The following is a 22,088-nucleotide window of genomic DNA, read 5'->3' on the forward strand; positions in this document are numbered from 1 at the left end:
TACGTCACGCCAGACGGATCAATCCGTAGTCGAACGCGTGCCGCCGGTAGACGACGGACGCCTTGTCCGTCTCCTTGTCGTGGAACAGGAAGAAATCGTGTCCTACCAGCTCCATCTCGTACAAAGCGTCGTCGATGGTCATCGGCGTGGCCGTGTGTTCCTTGGTCCGCACGACGTGACCCGGTGTGTGCTCGTCCGACACCTGCCCGTCCAGGGAGATGTCGGGACTGATGCCGAGACTGTCGTCCTCGGCGAGTGCGGCGGTGGCTTCCGCCACCGACACCGGGGTCTTTTCCCCGTAATGGACCTTCTTCCGGTCCTTGGTGCGACGGAGCCTGCTCTCGAGCTTGGCGGTCACCGACTCGAATGCTGCATAGAAACTGTCGGCGGATGCCTCGGCTCGGGCTACCGGCCCCTTGCCTCGGGCAGTGATCTCGACGCGCTGGCAGCTCTTTCTCTGGCGTCGATTGGGTTCGTGTTGAAGTTCGACATCGAACAGGAAAATGGAGGGATCGAAGCGCTCGAGGCGCGACAGCTTCTCGGAGACGTACACGCGGAAGTGGTCGGGTACCTCGACGTTGCGTCCCTTGACGACGATCTCGGCGGTGGGGGTATCCGTCTTCTCTTGTGCTTCCGTGGTGCGGTCGTCGACGAAAACCGAGGCTTGCGAAGGGGTCGTCACTCGTACCTCCCGATTACGGCCCCGCCCCTTGATGGGCGGCGGCGAGTTTGAGCAATGCCGGAAGGGGGTCCGCCCGGCACCAGGTTCGAAGTTCCACCTCCTACCTGTGTTTTCGGGTGTGTCCGCGACGCTAGTACGTAACGCGCGCGAGTGCCACTGTTCGGCAGAATTTCATCCAACACCCGCCACGACGACCACCGCGCTGATCCGGATACCCACTCGCGACAGCACCCGGACAGACTCGGTCGCGGTCGCGCCGGTGGTCGACACGTCGTCCAGTAGTACCACCGAAACCCGTTGCAGCGAGGATGATTCCGGCTCGAGATATCGCGCGAATACAGCGCCGCTGCGCGTCAACCGGACGCCACCCTCTAGGTTTACTCGACGTTGATCTGCGTTCAGTCCGACCGAGTCCCGCACGGCGCGTCGCATCACGAGCGCAGGGCACACGCGCCGGTCCCCCACCGCGGCGACGGCGATCCGCGTGACGGGGTCGCCGCCCCGTGCGCGGGCCGCCCGCGGACGCGTCGGAGCCGGCACGAGAACCACCGGAGCGACGTCCGGCGGGTCGAGTTCACCCCACTGTTGCAGACGGCTCAGCGCGCCCGCGACGGCGGATCCGAGCGGCGCGGCGAGATCGCGCCGCCCCCGCTCCTTCGCGGCGATGACAGCCCGGCGGCGGGCACCGGTGTACGGCCCGAGCGCCCACACCCCGACGCCGGGATCCACGCGCGGCCGGAGCAGCACGGGATCGTCGGCCACCTCCGCGGCGCAGCGGGCGCACCACTGGGTGCCCGGCACCCCACACCCGCCGCACTCGGCGGGCAGGATCAGATCGAGCAGGGTCCGGAGACCGGGCAGGGCGCGCATGCGGGCAGTATCCGGGCCCGCACCGACAGTCTCAGCCCGGCAGGACCGGGATCGCCTTCACACCCGTCAACCCGGGGACCTCCCGCCAGTACCGGTCGCCGGCCGGATCGTTGTTGTTCAACTGGAACACCGCCCGGGAGTCGGCGACGAACTCCGTGGTCGTCGACGCGTCCACGGCCACCACCGGCGCGGTCAGGTTGCGGCTCGGCAGCGCGTCCATCCGCGACCCGTCGACGGCCACCTGCACCACCGGGATGTCCGACGCCGCACGCGCGACGACGATCGTGTCGCTCGTGCTCCAGTCCAGGGACAGCGCCGGGCTGCCCAGTCCGATCGCGACCGCACGGGGATTCGTCAACGCGTACTGACCTCCCGGCATCTGGGTGACGATGGCGAGATAGACCTTGCCGTCGACGATCAGTGCCGCCCGCACCCCGTCGCGGGACAGGCGCAACTCGGTGATCGTGGCGCCCAGTGCGGTGACGGCGCCTGCGTCGACGTTGACCACCGACGTCCGGCCGGTGCCGGGCTCGCGCAACACCCGAATGACCGTGTTGCCGTTGACCGCTGCCCAGATCGCCGAGTTGTCGGGCGCCCACGTGGGGCGAGTGATCGCGCCACCCTCGAGCACCGATGCGGCACCGTCCTCGTACGCCCCGACCATCAGCGAACTCGCGGGTTCCGGCGCGGGACGCCCGGTGTCGGCGACCGCGGCGACCAATTTTCCGTCCTGCGACAGCGCGAGCGACCGCATGTTGCGGGCCGATCCGAAGTACCCGGGCACCGGGGTGACCCCGGTCTCGGTGACGCTCACCATCGACCCTTCACGCAGCGCGTGCAGGCCCACGGTGGCGCTGGATGTCGCGAACGGGTTCATGGACGCGACGTCGGCGGTGGTCCACCCGTTCGGGAACCGTTCGTCGAACGGCTCGCCGTCGGCGAGCAGCACGTAGGGGCCCGAGATCTCCGCATTGGCCAGCGTCCAGATCACCTGCGCCGCGAACAGCTGCTTCTGCTGCGCATCCATCGGCGGCACGCCGGCGAAGTCGATCCGGATCCCACCGAGCCCCACCCCTACCTGCGCGGTGCGGCCGTCGGCCTTCGTGATCGGGCCGCGCACCGAGACCCCGTTACCGAGTTCGTTGCGCACGGCCGGGGCCAGTGCCGCCTTGGGCCCGTCGATCAGCAGACCGATCAGCTGCGACGCCATCTGGTCCTGGGCGCCCGACACCCAGCGCGGGTCCGGCACGACCGTCGTCCCGGACGGGTCGAGGAAGTACAGCGACTTGCGCTGGTAGGTGTTCAGGAACTGCGCCCGGTCGAGGATCACGCCTGCGGGGAGCTCGGAGATCCGCCATTCACCGCCCTGCAACTCGAGACTGATCTTCGTCTCGAAACTGCCCTCTTCCGCCACGTACAGCCCACCGGGTTCGAGCTGCCCCACCTTGTTGGCGCGGATCGTGTACGTCGCCTGGTCGGCCGACCGGGTCTCCGGGAGGACGTCGACCTTGTCGACGATGGTTGCGCTGGCCGCGTCGTCCCACCTTCCGGTCACACCGGGGGTGAGGAACTGGCGGGCCGCGAGATGCCGATCGGTCGGATCGGTGCTGGCCTTGAAGAAGTCGCGCAGCAGCAGGTCGGGTTCGCGTCCCGGTGCCGGGGCCGCGACACTCGACCCGGGCGAGTCACGGTTGATCGTGCCGATCGCCTGTGGGGTGGACGAATCCGGGAGACTCGCGCACCCGCTGACGGTCACGAGCACCGCGAGGACGATCGCACCGCACACCGGCCGCGACAGCAGGGCGGATCGCCGGCCGGGCGTCACAGGTCCGACTCCGGCACGTGCGCACCGTCCCGGTCACCGACGTGCGCACGCTCACGCTTCTGGGGAACCGTGTGGGACTCGTCGACCGCCGCCTCCATGCTCTCGTTGCGCACCGGCAACGTGTCGTCGCCCGGAACCGGCTGTCCTTGAACGTATTTCGCCGTTCCCGGTTTCAGAGGCAGCGGGCTCGACACGACTTTGCGTCCCCGCACCCGGGGCAGCGTCAACCGGAAGCAGGCGCCCTGGCCGGGTTCACCCCACGCCTCGAGCCTGCCGTCGTGGAGATTCGCGTCCTCCACGCTGATCGCGAGTCCGAGTCCGGTACCGCCCGACCGTCGCACGCGCGACGGATCGGACCGCCAGAACCTGTTGAACACCAGCTTCTCCTCGCCCGGCCGCAGGCCCACGCCCTGGTCGCGCACGATGAACGCCGCAGCGCTGTCGTCGGCGCGCACGCGCAGGAGCACCGGTTTGCCTTCTCCGTGGTCGATCGCGTTCGCCAGCAGGTTCCGCAGGATTCGCTCCACACGACGCGGGTCCACCTCGGCCATCACCGCCTGATCGGGCAGGTCCACGATCAGTTCGGTCCCGCTCTCGCGCGCAAGATGACGGACGGTCGAGATCGCCGCGCGCGCACACATCCGGACGTCGAGTTGCTCGGCGGCCAGTTCCGCGACGCCGGCGTCGTGCCTGCTGATCTCGAGGAGGTCGGCCAGCAGTCCCTCGAACCGGTCGAGTTCCGCCACCAGCAACTCCGAGGACCGCCGCAGCACGGGGTCGAGGTCGTCGCTGCCGTCGTGGATGAGGTCGGCCGCCATACGCACCGTCGTCAACGGTGTCCTCAGTTCGTGGCTCACGTCGGAGGTGAATCGCTTCTGGAGGTTTCCGAACTCCTCGAGCTGGGTGATCTGCTTGGACAGACTCTCCGCCATCTCGTTGAACGACATCGCCAGCCGGGCCATGTCGTCCTCGCCGCGCACGGGCATGCGTTCCTTCAGCCGGCCGTCCGCGAAACGCACCGCGATCCGTGACGCCGACCGGATCGGCAGGACCACCTGCCTCGCGACGAGCAGCGCGATGGCCGCGAGCAGCACGGCGAGCACGGCGCCACCCACCAGCAGTGTGCCGCGGACCAGCGAGAGGCTGCGGTCCTCACTGGCCAGCGGGAACACCAGGTACAGCTCGAGTGTGGAGATCGCCGACGCGGTCGGGCTCCCGACGATCAGTGCCGGCCCCGAATAGCCTTCCGGATCGTTCACGGTGGCGAATTGATATGCCACCTGACCTGCCTGGACGAACGCCCGCAGCGATTCCGGGATCTGGTCCGCCGGACCACTCGACGTCGGCGCACGGGGGCCGTCACCGGGCACGATCAGCACCGGGTCGAACGTGCCCGCCGAGCCCGACGCCTGCCCGGCGTCGGGTTCGCGGTTCGTCAGGGCGGCCCTGGCGCCGTCGAGCTGTGTGGTGGGCGAACTACTGTCGTCCGCGCCTGCCAGCTGCCCCTCCACCGTGCTCCGGGCACGGTCCATCTCCTCGGTGGCCGCATTGATCTTGGTCTCGAGCAGACGGTCGGTGATCTGACTCGTCAGCACGACGCCGAGCACGACGATGACGATGAGCGACAACGTCAACGTCGAGACGACGACTCGCAGCTGCAGCGAACGACGCCACGTGTGCGCGAGGGTATTGCTCAGTGAGTGACCCCACCGAAGGATCGGCGAAACGCGTCGGTTGACACGACGCCGCCATCGGGAAACACCTGTCACGGCGGTCCGGCCTTGTAGCCGACCCCCCTGACCGTCAAAACCACTTCGGGATTCTCGGGATCAGTCTCGACCTTGGCACGCAGACGCTGCACGTGCACGTTGACCAGTCGGGTGTCGGCCGCATGTCGGTAACCCCACACCTGCTCGAGCAGCACCTCACGGGTGAACACCTGTCGCGGCTTGCGCGCCAGAGCCACCAGGAGGTCGAACTCGAGGGGGGTGAGGGAGATCAGTTCTTCGCCCCTACTCACCTTGTGGGCGGGAACGTCGATGACGATGTCGGCGATGCTGAGCAACTCGGCCGGCTCGTCCTCGGTCCGGCGAAGCCGAGCCCGGACCCGAGCCACCAGCTCCTTGGGCTTGAACGGCTTCATGATGTAGTCGTCCGCGCCGGATTCCAATCCGAGGACCACGTCGACGGTGTCCGTCTTCGCGGTCAGCATCACGATGGGAACACCGGAATCGGCCCGCAGAACACGGCACACGTCGATGCCGTTCATGCCGGGCAGCATCAGGTCGAGCAGCACCAGGTCGGGGCGTGTCTCCCGGACCGCGGTGAGCGCCTGGGTCCCGTCCCCCACCACATACGGATCGAATCCTTCGCCGCGGAGCACGATCGTGAGCATCTCCGCGAGCGCAGTGTCGTCGTCGACAACCAGAATCCTTGGCTTCATGTCCCTATCGTTGCATCTTCGGAGGCCGTAACAGCCCGTTCGCCGTTACGGCGTGCCGTGTTCTTTCCCGTCACGCCGTGCCGTGTCGTCACTCAAGAGTGCCAGGTTTTCGGCGAGCGTGACCGGATCGGTGTCCGGGGTGAGCACCCACCACGGCGAAATCCAGTCCTTCACGGCCAGCTCGCGGTACACCTCACCGGTGCGTTCCTGCAGGCCGCGGTCGCGTTCGTAGGCGTCGAGGGACCGGCTGGCATCCGCCGATTCGCGGCCACGGGCGCGTTCCGCGGCGAGCGCCACGGGAACGTCCAGATACAGCTGCAGGTCGGGTCGGGGCAGCCCCAGCCGCCCGAATTCGAGGTTCTCCACCCAGCCCACGAACTCCCCGTCCGCCGCCTGGTGCAACCGGGCCGCGCCGTACGCCGCGTTGGACGCCACGTAGCGGTCGAGGATCACCAGGTCGTGGCCGGCGAGCAGTGCGGACAGCTCGCCGACGGCGCCGGACCGGTCCAGGGCGAACATCACGGCCATCGCGTGCACGGACTCGGCGAGGTCCCCGTGCGCGCCCTTGAGCGCCTCGGACGCCAGATCTGCGTGCACGGACCTGCCGTACCGCGGAAAGTCGAGGGTGCCGACCGTCAGACCCTGCTCGGCGAGGCGAGCCACGACGGATCCGACCAGTGTTCGCTTGCCCGCGCCGTCCAGGCCTTCCAGCGCAATCAGTGTTCCCACGGGGAGAAAGGCTATCCCCCGGCCCGCATGCGACGGACCGGGGGACGCCGCGGCCTCTAGTACCGGTAGTGCTCGGGCTTGAACGGACCCTCGACGTCGACGCCGATGTACTCCGCCTGCTCCTTGGTGAGCTTGGTGAGCGTGCCACCGAGGGCCTCGACGTGGATCTTCGCGACCTTCTCGTCGAGGTGCTTCGGGAGGCGGTACACCTCGTTGTCGTACTCCTCCGGCTTCGTCCACAGCTCGATCTGGGCGATCACCTGGTTGGAGAAGCTGTTGCTCATCACGAACGAGGGGTGGCCGGTCGCGTTGCCGAGGTTCAGCAGGCGACCTTCGGACAGCACGATGATCGAGTGGCCGTCCTTGAACCGGAACTCGTCCACCTGCGGCTTGATGTTGATGCGGGTGATCTCACCGGACCGCTCGAGGCCGGCCATGTCGATCTCGTTGTCGAAGTGACCGATGTTGCCCAGGATGGCCTGGTGCTTCATCTGCTTCATGTGATCGAACGTGATGATGTCCTTGTTGCCCGTGGACGTGATGATGATGTCGGCCCAGCCGATGGCCTGCTCGACCGTCTTCACCTCGAAGCCGTCCATCAGTGCCTGGAGGGCGTTGATGGGGTCGACCTCGGTGACCGCGACGCGGGCGCCCTGTCCGCGCAGCGCCTCGGCGCAGCCCTTGCCGACGTCGCCGTAACCGCACACGAGTGCGGCCTTGCCGCCGATCAGCACGTCGGTGCCGCGGTTGATGCCGTCGAGCAGCGAGTGGCGGGTGCCGTACTTGTTGTCGAACTTGCTCTTGGTGACCGAGTCGTTGACGTTGATCGCCGGGAAGACGAGTTCACCGGCAGCAGCGACCTGGTACAGACGCAGGACACCGGTCGTCGTCTCTTCGGTGACGCCCTGGACCGACTCCGCGACCTTCGTCCACTTGGTCTTGTCCGCTTCGAGGGACTGACGCAGCAGGGCGAGGAACACCTTGTACTCGTCGGAGTCCTGATCGTCGTCGGTGGGCGGCACGACGCCCGCCTTCTCGAACTGCGCACCCTTGAGGACGAGCATCGTGGCGTCGCCGCCGTCATCGAGGATCATGTTCGCCGGCTTGTCGGCGTCCGGCCAGGTGAGCATCTTCTCGGCGGCCCACCAGTACTCCTCGAGCGTTTCGCCCTTCCACGCGAACACTGGGGTGCCCTGCGGCTCCTCCGGCGTGCCGTGCGGGCCGACGACGATCGCGGCGGCGGCGTGATCCTGCGTCGAGAAGATGTTGCACGAGGCCCAGCGGACCTCGGCGCCCAGCGCGGTGAGCGTCTCGATGAGCACGGCCGTCTGGATGGTCATGTGCAGCGAACCGGAGATGCGAGCACCCTTGAGCGGCAGCACCTCTGCGTACTCGCGGCGGAGCGCCATCAGTCCCGGCATCTCGTGCTCGGCGAGCCGGATCTCCTTGCGGCCGAACTCGGCGAGCGAAAGGTCCGCCACCTTGAAATCGATCCCGTTGCGGCTCTCGGCCACGGGCGTGGTTGAAACTGAGGTCGTCATCTGCCTCTCCTGTTTGACTGCTGTTTCGGTCAAGGCTATCGGTACTGCGGCCCGGGGGTCACACTCACGTGACGCTGCGCGGCCGGGCGATCACTGCCGATCGGCTCCGCCGACCGCCTCGTCCACGAAAGGCCCCAGAAGAGCGCCCAGATCCTCGGCGACGTTGGCCTCGGATTCGGGTGGCATCGAGATGTAACTCATAGCGAGACGCACGATGGCGCGGCTGAGGATCCCCGCGTCCGACGGGTTCGCCCGCACCCAGCCCCGCTGGAAGACCTCGGAGAGCCGCGTCGACGCCCGCTCGATGATCGGCGCGCTCTCGGTCGTGATCAGCCGCAGCAGGTCGGGCTTGGTCTCGCCGCGCAGAAGTGACTGCACCAGAGGGTCGGACAGGCTGGCCGCGAAGAACGCGGTGAAACCGGCGAGCAGCGCGGCGCGGCCCTGCCCGACGTTCGTCACCAGCGCCTCGTCGACCGCGTCGACCAGTTCGTCGGCGAGCCGGAGGGCGTACGCCTCTGCCAGGCCCTGCCGGGACTTGAACTCGTTGTAGAGCGTCTGCCTGCTCACCCCGGCGCCGGCCGCGACATCCGACATCGTGATGTCGGACCAGTCCTTCTCGAAGAGGAGATCCCGCATCGCGTCCAGCACCGACTGACGCAGCAGCAGCCGCGCAGCCTCCTGATAGGGCACCCGGACACGCGACGAAGTCATGGCGACGACCTTAGTGCCCCGCTTTCGCCGCACCGTAATCCGGGCGGCTCCGGTCGTCCGGGACGTCGTCCCAACGAATTCCGGCGCCGCGCCCCCGCGAGGCACCGAAACCCCCTGCGCCCCAGCCGGAAACCCTCCGGCGTGTCAGACCTCCCCGCGGCTGCGCCGCACCGTGTCAGACCTCCCCGCGGCTGCGCCGCTCCGTGTCAGACCTCCCCGCGGCTGCGCCGCACCGTGTCAGACCTCCCCGCGGCTGCGCCGCTCCATCATGGAGTGACGGCGACTGTAGGCGAAGTAGATGATCACACCGATCACCATCCACACGACGAACCGGATCCACGTCTCGACGGACAGGTTGACCATCAGCCACAGGCACGCGAGAACCGCGAGGATGGGCACCACCGGAACGAACGGGACCCGGAACCCGCGGGGCAGGTCCGGGCGGGTACGGCGCAGCACGATCACGCCGATCGACACGAGGGAGAACGCGAACAGCGTTCCGATGTTCACCATTTCCTCGAGGGTGCCGATCGGGAAGACGCCCGCCAGCACGGCGACGACGACACCGACCAGCACGGTGATCCGGACGGGGGTGCCGTGTTTGCCGGTCGGCGCCAGCCGCCTCGGCATCAGCCCGTCCCGGGACATGGCGAACAGCACACGGGTCTGCCCGAGCATCAGCACCATCACCACGGTGGTCAGTCCGGCGAGTGCACCGAACGAGATCAGGTTCTTCGCCCACGTGATCCCGTGGATGCCGAAGGCGGTGGCCAGATTGGAACTGTCCCCGGCCAATTCGTGGTAGTCGACCATGCCGGTGAGCACGAGCGTCACCGCCACGTACAGGATCGTCACGATCAGCAGCGATCCCAGGATTCCGCGGGGCAGTGCCTTCTGCGGATCCTTCGTCTCCTCGGCGGTCGTGGCGACGATGTCGAACCCGATGAACGCGAAGAACACCAGGCTGGCCGCGGCGAGCAGTCCGTACCAGCCGAACGTGCTGCCGCCCGCGCCCGTGACGTAGGAGAACAGGGACTGGTGGATGCCCTCGCCCGTGCTGCCCGCCTCGGACGGCGGAATGTACGGCGAGTAGTTGTCGGGGTCGATGTAGAACGCGCCGACGACCACGACGACCAGCACCACGGCCACCTTGATCGAGGTGATCACGAGTGAGACGCGCGACGACAGCTTGGTGCCCGTCGCCAGCACGACGGTGATGATCGCGACGATGAGGACCGCGCCCCAATCGAATTTGACGGAGCCGATCTGCGCGATCGGCGAATGGTTGCCGATCACCTCACCGAGATACAGCGACCAGCCTTTCGCCACGACCGACGCGGCGAGCGCGAATTCGAGAATGAGGTCCCAGCCGATGATCCACGCGACCAGTTCACCGAACGTCGCGTAGGAGAACGTGTACGCGCTGCCCGCGACCGGAACGGTCGAGGCGAACTCCGCGTAGCAGAGCGCGGCGAGCCCGCACGCGATGGCGGCGATGACGAACGCCGCCGACACCGACGGACCCGCGACGTTGCCCGCGGTGCGCGCGGTGAGTGTGAAGATGCCGGCGCCGATGACGACGGCGACACCGAAGACGGTCAGGTCCCACGCCGTCAGATCCTTGCGGAGTTTGGTCTCCGGTTCGTCGGTGTCGCGGATCGACTGCTCGATCGACTTGGTGCGGAACAATCCGGTCGGCCTGCCGCCGAGATCCGGTTCTCCGCTGCCTTTGTCCTGGATGGCCACATCAGCCTCCTCAATCGAAAGTTGCCGTTCAGCCTATGCCTTCGGTTGCCCGGAACAGGTCGGGTTCGATGTAGATGCGGCGAGCCGCCGGGACGGCGCCCCGCACCCTCGCCTCGGCCTCGTCGATGGCCTCGGCGATCGCGCCGATGTCGGAACCGGGGGCCATCGCCACTTTCGCCGCCACGAGGATTTCCTCGGGTCCGAGGTACTGGGTCTTGCAGTGGATGACGCGCTCGATCTTCTCGCCGTCGGCGAGGGCGGCGAGAATTTTCGACTCCTCGTCGGCGGTGGCGCCTTCACCGATGAGCAGGCTCTGCATCTCGACGATGAGGATGATCGCGATGACGCCGAGCAGGGCGCCGATGCAGAGGGTGCCGACCCCGTCCCACACCGGATCGCCGGTGAGCATCGTCAGTCCGACACCGCCGAGCGCGAGGACGAGACCGACCAGTGCGCCGGTGTCCTCGAGCAGCACGACGGGGAGTTCGGGGCTGCGCGACGTGCGGATGAATCCCCACCAGCTCGCCTGCCCCTTGAGTGGACGCGACTCCCGCACAGCGGTGAGGAAGCTGAACCCCTCGAGCGCGATGGCGATCACCAGGATCACCACCGCCACCAGTGGCGACGACAGTTCCTCGGGATGCTGGATCTTGTGGATGCCCTCGTAGATCGCGAACAGCGAACCGAGGCTGAACAACACGAGTGCGACGACGAACGAGTAGAAGTAGCGGCTGCGCCCGTAACCGAACTGGTGCAGATCGTCCGCGGCGCGTTCGGCCTTCTTCTGGCCGAGCAGGAGCAGGCCCTGATTGGAGGTATCGGCCACCGAGTGCACGGATTCCGCCAGCATGGACGACGAGCCGGTGATCAGGAAGCCGGCGAACTTGGCTACCGCGATACCGGCATTGGCGCCGAGCGCGGCGAGAATCGCCTTCTTTCCCCCATGAGCCGACAACTGATTTCTCCTCTCGGTCGCACACGGCCCTCACGACGGGCCGCGGAGCCCTTCTCGGATCGCAGGGCGGCTCACAGGCTACGCGATCGGGGAGCCGACCCTCGCACTGAACAACTGGGCGCACTCGGTGCCCGCAGTCACCACCACTTCGGGGTCCTCGGCCGCGATCCAGACGGCGTTTCCCTGGGAGAGTTCGAGGCCGTCGGTTCCGCACTGCACCGACACCGAACCCGAGGTGCACAGCAGAATGTGCGGCCCCTCCGAGTCGAGCCGGTGCTCCGTCCGGCCGTCCGGTGACAGGTCGATCCGGGCGAGGACGAATTCCGGCGCAGGCGTCGAGTACACGAATTCGCCCCCGCCCGGACGCTCCTGCGCCTCCAGGATCGGAATGTCGACGGTGTCGAAGTCGAGGACGCGCAGCAACTCCGGAACGTCCACGTGCTTCGGTGTGAGTCCGCCGCGCAGCACGTTGTCGGAGTTGGCCATGATCTCGACCGCCATCCCGTGGAGGTAGGCGTGGAGGTTGCCGGCGTCGAGGTACAGGCCCTGCCCCGGTTCGAGGGTGACCCGGTTCAGCAGGAGTGCGGCCAGCACACCCGCATCCCCCGGGTACACCTCGCTCAGTTCGAGGGCGGTGCGGACCTCCGCCGCGAATTCACCGTCCTTGGTGTTCGACAGGTAGTCGACGCATCCGTCGAGCACCCTCGGCATCAGCGCACCGAGCACGGGCTGCGGCAACGTGATCCACGTCGTGAACAGTGCGCGGAGTCCGTCCGAGTCGGGTTGGCCGGCGATCAGGCCGGCGTACGGCTGCAGTTCCGGAACGGCGATCGCCTCGAGCAGTTTGACCGTGCGCTGAGGGTCCCGGAAACCGGCGAGCGCGTGGAACCTGCTGAGGGCCACGACGAGTTCGGGTTTGTGGCTGGCGTCCTTGTAGTTGCGCACGGAGGACTCGAGGGGGATTCCCATCTCGTTCTCCCGGGTGAATCCCTCCCACGCCTGCTCGGCGCTCGGGTGCGCCTGCAACGACAACGGTTCCTCCGACGCGAGCAACTTCAGGAGGAACGGGAGGCGTTCGCCGAACGCCTCGACACTGCGCTTCCCGAGCTGGCGTTCGGGTTCGGAGTGCACCAGGTCCAGAAGGGACCGGGGCCCCTCGTCGGTGATGACGCGGGCCGGGTCACCGGGGTGCGCGCCCAGCCACAGTTCCGCCTCCGGGTGTGCCGTGGGAACCGGAAGTCCGCGCAGCTGTGCGATGGCGGTGCGCGATCCCCACGCGTAGGACCGAAGCGCACCTTCGAGTCGGTGCACTAGATACCGCCGATCAGCTGTAGATACGCGGCAGTCATGTCGAGCCTGCCGACCAGGACCGCTGCCTGTTCCAATTCGGGACGCTGCGCGGGGACCTGTCCCTCGTCGGACGACGCGACGACGAGGTCGACGTCGCCGAGGACCGCGATCCGGCGTTCGACGAGCATCCGATCGGCATCGGCCGACAGCACGAATGTGCGTACCGGGCTCGCCGGCGGCGGACCGTCCAGTTCGGGGTCGTGGAAGATCGAGTCGTGGGCGGAGAGCGCCTGGTCGACGCGGAACGTGCCCGCCGCGCTCAGCACGTCCGGAAGCTCCGACGCCGTCGCCACGCGGCCGGCGTGCAACAGCGCCTCGGCGCCGTGCCGGGCCAACTCCACCGTGCTCTCGGTATCTCCCGTCAGCACGATGCGGCGTCCCTGCATGCGGGAGGCCAGTGATTTCGCGGGGTTGTGGAACACCTCGCTGTCCGGCCGGTCGCGGAGCGCCTCACCGTCGACCGCGTCGGCGAGTTGCTCGAGGTCGGGAACCTCGTCGCCCCAGCGTTCCGAACCGACCACCCGCAGGACGGCCAGCAGAACCGCGAAGTACCGCAGCAGACCGTGCCGGGTCAGTGCCCGGACGCGCGGCGCGAACATGACGACGCGTCCGGCCCCTGCCGCCTGCAAGGGTCCTTCGTCCGGTGCCGCGACCACCACTTCGGCGCCGCGGCGCACCGCCGCGTCGATTGCCTGCACGAGCCGGGGGTCGCCCGCGTCGTCGCCGGCCACCACGACCACGTCGAGCGGGCCCACCCAGACGGGGGTCCGGGTGGCGCGCACCAGCGGGAATCCGATCCGTTCGGCGAGGACCGCCGTCAGGATCCCGGCCCCGCGGCCGGCCCGCCCCGCGCCGGTCACCACCACCACGCTGCGCGGACGCAGCCCCTGCAGTCGTTCGAGAGCCCCCTCCTCGACCGCGGACCGGGTGGCCCGGATCTGGGCACCCCCCATTGCGGCGGAACGCAGTACGCCCTCGGTGTCCGCGGAGACCAGTGCGTCCCCGTCGTCCAGATCGAGCAGGGGCGTCGGCGCTGTCATGACACCGCACCCCCTTTCCTCATCAGTGCAAGCCACATTCGCAGCACGAGCAGAACCTTGTCATTCCAACTATGGCAGTCAGGCTCGGACGATGCCCAATATCTCGGTAACGAGTGCATCTACGTCTGCCGTCGTGGGCGCTTCGACGTTGAGTCGCAGCAGCGGTTCGGTGTTGGAGGCGCGCAGGTTGAACCACGCGTCGCCCTGCAATTCGACCGTGACCCCGTCGAGCCGGTCGACGCCCGCGGTGCGATCGGCGAACGCCGCCACCACCGCGTCGGTCCGCTCGGCGGCGTCTGCGACCGTCGAATTGATCTCCCCCGACGCCGCGTACCGCTCGTACTTGGCCATCAGTTCGGACAGCGGACGGTCCTGCTCCCCCAGCGCGGCGAGGACGTGCAGCCCGGCGAGCATGCCGGAGTCGGCGCCCCAGAAATCACGGAAGTAGTAGTGCGCGGAGTGCTCGCCACCGAAGATCGCACCCGTCTCGGCCATCTGCTGCTTGATGAACGAATGCCCGACCCGGGTGCGCACCGGGTGTCCACCCAGTTCGGTGACCAGTTCCGGCACGGCGCGGGAGGTGATGAGGTTGTGGATGACGGTGGCGCCCGGCTCCTTGGCCAGCTCACGCTCGGCGACGAGGGCCGTCACCGCGGACGGCGACACCGGGTTGCCGAGTTCGTCGACCACGAAGCAGCGGTCGGCGTCGCCGTCGAAGGCCAGACCGATGTCGGCACCGGTCTCCCGGACGTACCACTGCAGGTCCACCAGGTTCGCCGGGTCGAGCGGATTCGCCTCGTGGTTCGGGAACGTGCCGTCGAGCTCGAAGTACAGCGGCTGCAGCTTCACCGGCATCGGCTCGAACACCGCGGGGACGGTGTGCCCGCCCATGCCGTTGCCCGCGTCCACGGCCACCGTCAGCGGCCGGAGGTCGGACAGGTTCACCAGGCCGCGGACGAAACTCGCGTACTGATCGAGCACGTCCTCCTCGGACACCTCGCCCGCGGCGCCGTCGTACGCGGGAACCCCGTCGACGACCTCCGCGGCGATCGCGGCGAGGCCCGTCTCCTGCCCCACCGGCTTGGCGCCCGCGCGGCAGAGCTTGATGCCGTTGTACTTCGCCGGATTGTGGCTCGCGGTGAACATCGCACCCGGGCAGTTGAACAGCCCCGAAGCGAAATACAGCTGATCGGTGGACGCGAGTCCGATGAGCACGACGTCCAGGCCCTGTGCGGTGACGCCGTCGGCGAACGCGCGGGCGAGTTCCGGGGACGACGCACGCATGTCGTAACCGATCACGACCTTCGTGGCGCTCTCCTCGCGGACGAGTCGTGCGAATGCGCCACCCACGTCCTGCACGAACGCGGCGTCGATGAGTTCACCGACGACACCCCGCACGTCGTAAGCCTTGATCACGGCATGTACGGACTCGGCTGATCGCGCCACTTCTGTTTTCTCCTTTACGAGCACCAGTGCTGGCGCAAGCCTAATGCCTGCCCGTCGCGGGCACGGCACTCCGCGGGCCGCAGGCCCGGGACGAGCTGGGACGTCAGTTGGCAGGGTCGGGAAGAACCCGCAGGTGGCCACGCCGCCCGGTACGAGCCGGGCCGGGCGAGGTGCCGGTTTCGGCGCGCTCCTCGGTGGACACGGCCCGCTCGGACCGTCCACGATCGCCGAGACCCGCCTCGCGCACGGCCTCCGCCAGCGCCGTCAGATCGTCCTCGTCCGGGGTGCTCGACGAAAAGCCACCCTCGTACCGAACCAGTTCCCAGCCCTTGGGTGCGGTGATCCTCGACGCGTGAGTTTCGCACAGATCCCACGAGTGCGGTTCGTCGACAGTCGCGAGCGGGCCGACGACGGCGGTGGAGTCCGAGTAGACGTACGTGAGCGTCGCGACAGCGGGGTTCTTGCACCCGGGGCGGCAGCATCGACGCAGAGATCTCACAGCTAGAGAGCCTAGCCCCACGAAGGCCCCACACCTACTCGGACACACCGACAGTGTCCGGCTGTCGTAATGTCCACTCCATGTCCAGTGCACGACGCAGGCGTCCCGTCACCACTCGATCCGTCGACCGACGGGGACGTGGGATCCGCGGGTCCGTGTTCCCCCCGGACGCGCCGGCGCGACGCAGCCGCGCTGAGAAATTCGATCTGGTGGTTCTGGAGGCGTTCGCACCGATCGACTCACGGTGGCGTGAACGCCTCACGAAGTTGGACATCGCCGTCGACGAAGTCCCGAAGATTCATGCGCTCGACCCGGATTCGGTGAACTGGCCCGCGGAGGTCGTGGCGGACGGACCCGTGCCGCTGTCCCGGTTGATCCCGGCAGGCATCGACCGGCACGGATCCACGACGCGGGCGCGAGTCGTCCTGTTCCGGCGACCGCTGGAACAGCGCGCCAAGGATCCGGACGATCTCACCGACCTGGTGCACGACGTGCTCGTACAGCAGGTGAGTACGTACCTCGGAGTCGAACCCGAGGTCATCGACCCGGATCTGCCGGGCGATGAGGACTGACTAGACGATCCCCCGCTTCAGGCGCCGGCGCTCACGCTCCGACAGGCCACCCCAGATACCGAACCGCTCGTCGTTGGCCAGTGCGTAGTCGAGGCATTCGTCCCGCACCTCGCAGCCGAGGCAGATGCGCTTCGCTTCTCTGGTGGATCCTCCCTTTTCGGGGAAGAAGGCCTCAGGGTCGGTCTGCGCGCACAGCGCGCGTTCCTGCCACTGATCCTCGATGGTGTCGAACAATTCGTCGAAACCGGTCACCAGACTCAACGCCGGGCGGGGGCCCGCCGTCTCGACTTCCTGCGCGACGAGTTCCGGCACAGGAATTTCTTTCACACTGCTTTCTTGCACATTGCTTTGTTCAACGCTGATTTGTTGCACACCGTCTTCTTGCACACAGACTTCTTGAACACAGACGCCGTCCGCTGCGCCTGCTTCGGAATTGGTCTGCGGTTCGTCGCTTACTGTGCTCCAGCGAGTCTCCGACTCGAGCTGCTCATTGGGCATCGTTCCGCCTCCTCACCTGTGATAGCGCAGAAAATTTCGATTGATCATGTACCCCGAACCGAACACCCCTGCCACCCCGTTCGAACAACCGTTCGAATTGATCCCCGCTGCAAGTGATTCCACGTCCGCAACGTTGGAATGACATATTTGTGATTAGACACGCCCAGCGTGTCGCGGTCAAGCTAACCGCAGAAAGTCGATTACTATTTCGCGCTCTCGAATCGCCTTGGGGAAGCAGCCCACCGGACGCCGACGGGCACCGCCTAGGCTTACACCGTGAACGTGACTGTATTGGTTGGCGGGGTCGGTGGGGCCCGGTTCCTGCAAGGGGTGCGGCGGCTTCTCGGCGTTGATGCACCGGACGGTTCGGGTTCGGGTTCGGATTCTGCGCATCGGATCACGGCGGTGGTCAATGTCGGTGACGATGTGTGGATGCACGGGTTGCGGATCTGCCCGGACCTGGACACCTGCATGTACACCCTCGGCGACGGCATCGACACCGCCCGGGGGTGGGGGCATGCCGGTGAAACCTGGAACGCGAAGGAGGAACTCGCCGCGTACGGGGCGAAGCCGGATTGGTTCGGGCTCGGCGACCGGGACATCGCGACGCATCTGATCCGCACCCAGATGCTGCGGACGGGGTATCCGTTGTCGGCGGTCACCGAGGCGTTGTGCAACCGCTGGCAGCCGGGTGTGACGTTGCTGCCGGTCACCGACGATCGTAGTGAAACTCACGTGGTGATCACCGACCCGGAGGACGGGGAGCAGCGGGCGATCCACTTCCAGGAGTGGTGGGTTCGGCACCGCGCGCAGGTCCCGACGCACAGTTTCGCGAACATCGGCGCCGAGCAGGCGTCCCCCGCTCCGGGGGTGCTCGAGGCGATCGAGGGCGCCGACGTCGTGCTGTTGGCGCCGTCGAATCCGGTGGTCAGCGTCGGCGCGATCCTGGCGGTGCCGGGGATCCGGGGGGCGTTGCGCACCACCACCGCGAAGGTGGTCGGGATCTCCCCGATCATCGGCGGGAAACCGTTGCGCGGCATGGCCGACGAATGCTTGGACGTGATCGGGGTGGACACCTCCGCGGAGGCGATCGGGCGTTGGTACGGGGCACGCTCCGGGACCGGGATCCTCGACGGGTGGCTGGTCCACGACACCGACACCGCCGACGTGCCCGGGGTGGCGGTGCGCAGCGTGCCGTTGCTGATGAGCGACCCGGACGCCACCGCCGCGATGGTGCAGGCGGCCCTGGACGTGGCCGGGGTGTCGCTGTGACCGCACCGACCGGCGCATCCCGGGGCGATCACGCGCCGGGCGGGGCGATCGAGATCCTGCCGGTGACCGGGTTGCCGGAGTTCCGGCCCGGCGACGACCTCGCCGCCGCGATCGTTTCCGCGGCCCCGTGGTTGCGTGGTGGTGACGTGCTGGTGGTGACCAGCAAGGTGTTCTCCAAGGTGGAGGGCCGGATCGTGACCTCCCCCACCGACCCGGAGGAGCGGGACGCGGCCCGCCGGCGCCTCGTGGAGCAGGAAGCGGTCCGCGTCGTCGCCCGCAAGGGCCGGACGTTGATCACCGAGAACCGGTTGGGGATCGTGCAGGCCGCGTCCGGCATCGACGGCTCCAATGTGGAGGGCTCGGAACTGGCGTTGCTGCCGGAGGATCCGGACGGCAGCGCCCGAAGGTTGCGGGACGCGATCGGGGTGGCGCTCGGTGTGACGGTGGCGGTGGTGGTCACCGACACGATGGGGCGGGCATGGCGCAACGGGCAGATCGACGCCGCGATCGGTGCGGCCGGGTTGCCGGTGCTGCACGGGTACGCCGGCGCCCGGGACTCGCAGGGCAACGAACTCATGGTGACGGAAGTCGCGGTCGCCGACGAGATCGCCGCCGCCGGGGACCTGGTGAAGGGCAAACTCGGTGGGGTGCCGGTCGCGGTGGTCCGCGGTCTGGGCCTGGTCGACGACGGGTCACGGGCACGGGACCTGATCCGGGCCGGGGAGGAGGACCTGTTCTGGCTCGGTACCGCCGAATCGGTGGAGCGGGGGCGGGCGGAGGCGGTGCTGCTGCGCCGCTCGATCCGGGACTTCGCCGACGATCCGGTCGATCCGGTCGCGGTGCGGGCGTCGATCGCCGAGGCGTTGACCGCCCCGGCGCCGCATCACACCCGGCCGGTGCGGTTCGTGTGGGTCCGCACCCGGGCGGTGCGCGAGGAGCTGTTGTCGGCGATGCGGGAGCGGTGGCGGGCCGACCTGACCGCCGACGGCATGGGGGTGGAGGCGGTGGCGGCGCGGGTGGCGCGGGGGAACATCCTGTTCGACGCGCCGGAGGTGATCGTCCCGTTCTGTGTGCCCGACGGTGCGCACGCCTACCCGGATCCGCGGCGGCGGGCGGCGGAGGCGACGATGTTCACCGTCGCGGTCGGTGCGGCGGTGCAGGGGCTGCTGGTGTCGTTGGCGACCAAGGGAATCGGTAGTTGCTGGATCGGTTCGACGATCTTCGCCGCCGACACGGTGCGCGGGGTCCTCGGCCTGCCCGACGACTGGCAGCCGCTCGGTGCGATCGCCGTCGGTTATCCCCTCGAACCACTCGAACCCCGCCGGCCCGTCGACCCCGGCGACGCCCTCATCGAGAAATGATCCATACACGATGAGCGCCGAATCGCTGCACCGCACCGCCACTGCCGCGCTCGAGGGCTGGAAGACGCTCGACGAGAACGACGAATCGTTGCGGCACACCATGCTTGCGTTCCTCGCATCCGCGCCGCTCGGGTGCCTGCGTGAGTATGCGCCCGGGCACATCACGGCTTCCTCCCTCGTCCTGGACGAGGGAGGATGTCACGTCCTGCTCACCCTGCATCCCCGGGTCGGCCGGTGGATCCAATTGGGTGGGCACTGTGAGCCTTCCGACGACACCGTCGTCGACGCCGCACTGCGGGAGGCGTGCGAGGAATCAGGAATTCCCGACCTGCGGATCGACCCCGAACTGCTGTCGGCGCACACCCACCCGATCACGTGCTCACTCGGGCAGCCCACCCGGCACCTGGATCTCCGGTTCCTGGTCCGCGCGCGGTCCGGCGCCCACATCGTGCGTAGCTCCGAATCGACGGATCTGCGCTGGTGGCCGGTGGACGCACTGCCGCCGAACGCGGAGAAGTCCACGATCGACCACCTCGTGCACCTGGCCGGACTGCGCTAGGGGCGCTGCACCTCTCACACGTCCGTGCTGAACCGCACTCCGCCGTCGGGCAGCGTCACGCCCGGCCACACTCGGGCCCCGCGCAGCAGTTCGCACCGGGCACCGACATCGGCTCCGTCACCGATCACCGCGTCCCGCACGAGGGCCCGTGGACCGATGCGCGCACCGAATCCGATGATGGACCGTTCGACGGTCGCACCGGCCTCGACGACGGCACCGTCGAACAGCACCGCACCGTCGAGTCGTGCGCCCGCACCCACCTCGGCGCCGCGGCCGACGACGGTGCCGCCGATCAGCACTGCGCCGGGGGCGACGCCCGCACCCGGATGGACGAGCGATTCGCCGCGGGGACCGTCGAGCGCAGGCGACGGAGCGATGCCGCGCACCAGATCCGCCGAACCGCGCACGAAGTCCTCGGGAGTGCCCATGTCGCGCCAATACGACGAGTCGACGTGTCCGTACACTCGGGCGTCACCGGCGAGCAGCGACGGGAACACCTCACGCTCCACCGACACCGGACGGCCCTCGGGGATCTGTTCGATGATCTCGCGCTTGAACACGTAGCAGCCCGCGTTGATCTGGTCGGTCGGCGGATCCTGCGTCTTCTCCAGGAAGGCGGTCACCCGGCCGTCCGCATCGGTGGGCACACAGCCGAACGCCCGCGGATCGCCCACCCGCACGAGGTGCAGGGTGACATCGGCCTCGCGGGTGCGGTGCGTGTCGAGGATCGCTCCCAGATCGGTGCCGCCGAGGACGTCGCCGTTGAAGACCATCGCGTGGTCCCCGCGCAGCTTCGGCAGAACGTTGCGGATGCCGCCACCGGTGCCGAGCGGTTCGGTCTCGGTGACGTAATCGATCTCGAGCCCCAGCTTGGAACCGTCCCCGAAGTACTCCTCGAAGACCTCCGCCTTGAAGGACGTGCCCAGCACGACATGCTTGATCCCGGCCGCCTCGATCCGAGCCAGCAGATGCTGGAGGAACGGCAGACCCGCCGTCGGCAGCATCGGCTTGGGCGCCGACAACGTCAGCGGGCGAAGCCTCGTTCCCTTACCGCCGACCAGCACCACGGCATCGGTCGTCTTCTCAATTGCCATCTGTCGTTCCCCCCTCGTTCTGGTTTCTGCGTCGTTCCCGGACCGCAGCAGCCACGGCGATCTTCGACCGCACCGCCAATCCTCCCCGAAGTGCCCACCGCAGCGGCGCCTGCCACCAATGGGGATGCCGATCGGCCTGGAACCGGTACGCACTCTGATGGTGCGCGGGCAGCATCAATTCCGGATGCTTGCCCGCGGCGTGCCCCTTCGCGTGGGTAACCTCTGCGGAGGGCACGTAGACGTTGAGCCATCCCGCCTTGCCCAGGCGGTCGCCGAGGTCGACGTCCTCCATGTACATGAAGTAGCGGGAATCGAAGCCGTTGATCGAATCGAACGCGACGCGACGCATCAGCAGGCACGAACCGGACAACCAGCCGACGGACCGCTCGCTGACGGTCTCGTTCTCCTGGCGGTAGCCGGCCGTCCACGGGTTGGACGGCCACACCGTGCCCAGCACCGCATGCCCTGCTCCCGACACCAGGTCGGGGACCTGACGCGCCGACGGGTAGATGCTTCCGTCGGGTTCCAGAACGAGCGGTCCGAGCGCCCCCGCCCGTGGCCAGCGCTCGGCGGCCGCGAGGAGAACGTCGATCGATCCGGGCGCCCAGCGAACATCCGGATTGGCGATGACGACGAACTCGATGTCCTCGTCGATCTCCGCCACAGCCCTGTTGATGGCACCGCCGTAGCCGATGTTCCCTCCGGTGCGCAACAGGCGCACGTGCTCGTGCGCCTCGTCCGCGGCCTCGGGGGCGCCGTCCGTCGAACCGTTGTCGGCCATTACGACCTGCGGATCTTCTTTCGTCGCCTCGGCGAGAGTGCCCAGGAATTGCTCCAGATGCTCACCTGGCGAATAGGTCACCGTCACCACGGCCAGCTTCGAACTCACGCGGGC

21 protein-coding genes are annotated in these 22,088 nt (G+C 68.0%); 4 read left to right on the forward strand and 17 right to left on the reverse strand.

What is annotated here, in order from left to right; all coding sequences use genetic code 11:
• Positions 1–4 precede the first annotated feature (4 nt).
• The 14 genes from hpf to MLGJGCBP_RS19305 form a co-directional block, all read right to left on the reverse strand.
• A complete protein-coding gene (gene hpf / locus MLGJGCBP_RS19240) occupies positions 5–682 on the reverse strand; it encodes a ribosome hibernation-promoting factor, HPF/YfiA family (RefSeq protein ID WP_087556696.1) in 678 nt (225 codons plus the stop codon).
• Between the two features lie 171 nt (positions 683–853).
• Positions 854–1,552 (reverse strand): ComF family protein, encoded by a 699-nt coding sequence (locus MLGJGCBP_RS19245; RefSeq protein WP_160097600.1) that lies wholly within the window; start codon positions 1,550–1,552, stop codon positions 854–856.
• Between the two features lie 31 nt (positions 1,553–1,583).
• Positions 1,584–3,377 carry an MtrAB system accessory lipoprotein LpqB gene (gene lpqB / locus MLGJGCBP_RS19250; protein WP_160097601.1) on the reverse strand — a complete coding sequence of 598 codons (1,794 nt, stop codon included), beginning with the start codon at positions 3,375–3,377 and terminating at the stop codon, positions 1,584–1,586.
• Positions 3,374–5,146, reverse strand: coding sequence for an MtrAB system histidine kinase MtrB (gene mtrB, locus MLGJGCBP_RS19255; protein WP_087556699.1), 1,773 nt, complete (start codon positions 5,144–5,146; stop codon positions 3,374–3,376). Before mtrB ends, lpqB begins: the two co-directional genes overlap by 4 nt.
• Positions 5,143–5,820 carry an MtrAB system response regulator MtrA gene (gene mtrA / locus MLGJGCBP_RS19260; RefSeq protein ID WP_005240059.1) on the reverse strand — a complete coding sequence of 226 codons (678 nt, stop codon included), beginning with the start codon at positions 5,818–5,820 and terminating at the stop codon, positions 5,143–5,145. Before mtrA ends, mtrB begins: the two co-directional genes overlap by 4 nt.
• Before the next feature lie 45 nt (positions 5,821–5,865).
• Positions 5,866–6,549, reverse strand: a complete 684-nt coding sequence (locus MLGJGCBP_RS19265; RefSeq protein ID WP_160097602.1) for a dTMP kinase — start codon at positions 6,547–6,549, stop codon at positions 5,866–5,868.
• Positions 6,550–6,605: 56 nt separating this feature from the next.
• On the reverse strand, positions 6,606–8,090 hold the full coding sequence (gene ahcY, locus MLGJGCBP_RS19270; RefSeq protein WP_087556701.1) for an adenosylhomocysteinase: 1,485 nt from the start codon (positions 8,088–8,090) through the stop codon (positions 6,606–6,608).
• 90 nt (positions 8,091–8,180) lie between these two features.
• Positions 8,181–8,801 carry a TetR/AcrR family transcriptional regulator gene (locus MLGJGCBP_RS19275; RefSeq protein WP_087556702.1) on the reverse strand — a complete coding sequence of 207 codons (621 nt, stop codon included), beginning with the start codon at positions 8,799–8,801 and terminating at the stop codon, positions 8,181–8,183.
• Positions 8,802–9,038: 237 nt separating this feature from the next.
• Entirely contained in the window at positions 9,039–10,547 is a 1,509-nt protein-coding gene (locus tag MLGJGCBP_RS19280) for an amino acid permease (protein WP_087556703.1), read from the reverse strand.
• Positions 10,548–10,575: 28 nt separating this feature from the next.
• Positions 10,576–11,502: a cation diffusion facilitator family transporter gene (locus MLGJGCBP_RS19285; protein ID WP_160097603.1), complete on the reverse strand. Its 927-nt coding sequence runs from the start codon at positions 11,500–11,502 to the stop codon at positions 10,576–10,578.
• Positions 11,503–11,580: 78 nt separating this feature from the next.
• Positions 11,581–12,813: a mannose-6-phosphate isomerase, class I gene (gene manA / locus MLGJGCBP_RS19290; protein WP_160097604.1), complete on the reverse strand. Its 1,233-nt coding sequence runs from the start codon at positions 12,811–12,813 to the stop codon at positions 11,581–11,583.
• The gene (locus MLGJGCBP_RS19295) at positions 12,813–13,892 is read right to left on the reverse strand and encodes a tobH protein (protein ID WP_087556706.1); all 1,080 of its coding nucleotides are present in this window, start codon (positions 13,890–13,892) and stop codon (positions 12,813–12,815) included. The genes manA and MLGJGCBP_RS19295 overlap by 1 nt, the downstream gene beginning before the upstream one ends.
• Positions 13,893–13,970: 78 nt before the next feature.
• A complete protein-coding gene (locus tag MLGJGCBP_RS19300; RefSeq protein WP_160097605.1) occupies positions 13,971–15,338 on the reverse strand; it encodes a phosphomannomutase/phosphoglucomutase in 1,368 nt (455 codons plus the stop codon).
• A 103-nt stretch (positions 15,339–15,441) separates the two neighbouring features.
• Positions 15,442–15,837, reverse strand: coding sequence for a DUF3499 domain-containing protein (locus MLGJGCBP_RS19305; protein ID WP_087556708.1), 396 nt, complete (start codon positions 15,835–15,837; stop codon positions 15,442–15,444).
• A gap of 80 nt (positions 15,838–15,917) precedes the next feature.
• On the opposite strand from MLGJGCBP_RS19305, the gene MLGJGCBP_RS19310 reads away from it, so the two are divergent.
• Complete coding sequence (locus MLGJGCBP_RS19310) at positions 15,918–16,409, forward strand: metallopeptidase family protein (protein WP_087556709.1); 492 nt, start codon at positions 15,918–15,920, stop codon at positions 16,407–16,409.
• Here the strand turns inward: MLGJGCBP_RS19310 and MLGJGCBP_RS19315 are convergent, their stop codons facing one another.
• Positions 16,410–16,670: a WhiB family transcriptional regulator gene (locus tag MLGJGCBP_RS19315; protein WP_167372239.1), complete on the reverse strand. Its 261-nt coding sequence runs from the start codon at positions 16,668–16,670 to the stop codon at positions 16,410–16,412. It abuts the gene before it with no gap.
• Between the two features lie 513 nt (positions 16,671–17,183).
• On the opposite strand from MLGJGCBP_RS19315, the gene cofD reads away from it, so the two are divergent.
• From cofD to MLGJGCBP_RS19330, 3 genes are read left to right on the forward strand one after another with little or no spacing between them, the layout of a single operon-like run.
• Positions 17,184–18,179 (forward strand): 2-phospho-L-lactate transferase, encoded by a 996-nt coding sequence (gene cofD, locus MLGJGCBP_RS19320; protein WP_160097606.1) that lies wholly within the window; start codon positions 17,184–17,186, stop codon positions 18,177–18,179.
• Positions 18,176–19,540 carry a coenzyme F420-0:L-glutamate ligase gene (locus MLGJGCBP_RS19325; protein ID WP_160097607.1) on the forward strand — a complete coding sequence of 455 codons (1,365 nt, stop codon included), beginning with the start codon at positions 18,176–18,178 and terminating at the stop codon, positions 19,538–19,540. The genes cofD and MLGJGCBP_RS19325 overlap by 4 nt, the downstream gene beginning before the upstream one ends.
• 10 nt (positions 19,541–19,550) lie before the next feature.
• Entirely contained in the window at positions 19,551–20,099 is a 549-nt protein-coding gene (locus tag MLGJGCBP_RS19330; protein ID WP_087562376.1) for an NUDIX hydrolase, read from the forward strand.
• Between the two features lie 14 nt (positions 20,100–20,113).
• On the opposite strand, the gene MLGJGCBP_RS19335 is transcribed toward MLGJGCBP_RS19330, so the two are convergent.
• Together MLGJGCBP_RS19335 and MLGJGCBP_RS19340 are read right to left on the reverse strand one after the other, a co-directional pair.
• Complete coding sequence (locus MLGJGCBP_RS19335) at positions 20,114–21,193, reverse strand: sugar phosphate nucleotidyltransferase (RefSeq protein WP_160097608.1); 1,080 nt, start codon at positions 21,191–21,193, stop codon at positions 20,114–20,116.
• Positions 21,183–22,082, reverse strand: a complete 900-nt coding sequence (locus tag MLGJGCBP_RS19340; protein WP_087562378.1) for a glycosyltransferase family 2 protein — start codon at positions 22,080–22,082, stop codon at positions 21,183–21,185. The genes MLGJGCBP_RS19335 and MLGJGCBP_RS19340 overlap by 11 nt, the downstream gene beginning before the upstream one ends.
• Between the last annotated feature and the right edge of the window lie 6 nt (positions 22,083–22,088).

It is taken from the genome of Rhodococcus sp. T7 (genome assembly GCF_009872365.1).
Taxonomy (GTDB): Bacteria; Actinomycetota; Actinomycetes; order Mycobacteriales; family Mycobacteriaceae; genus Rhodococcus_F.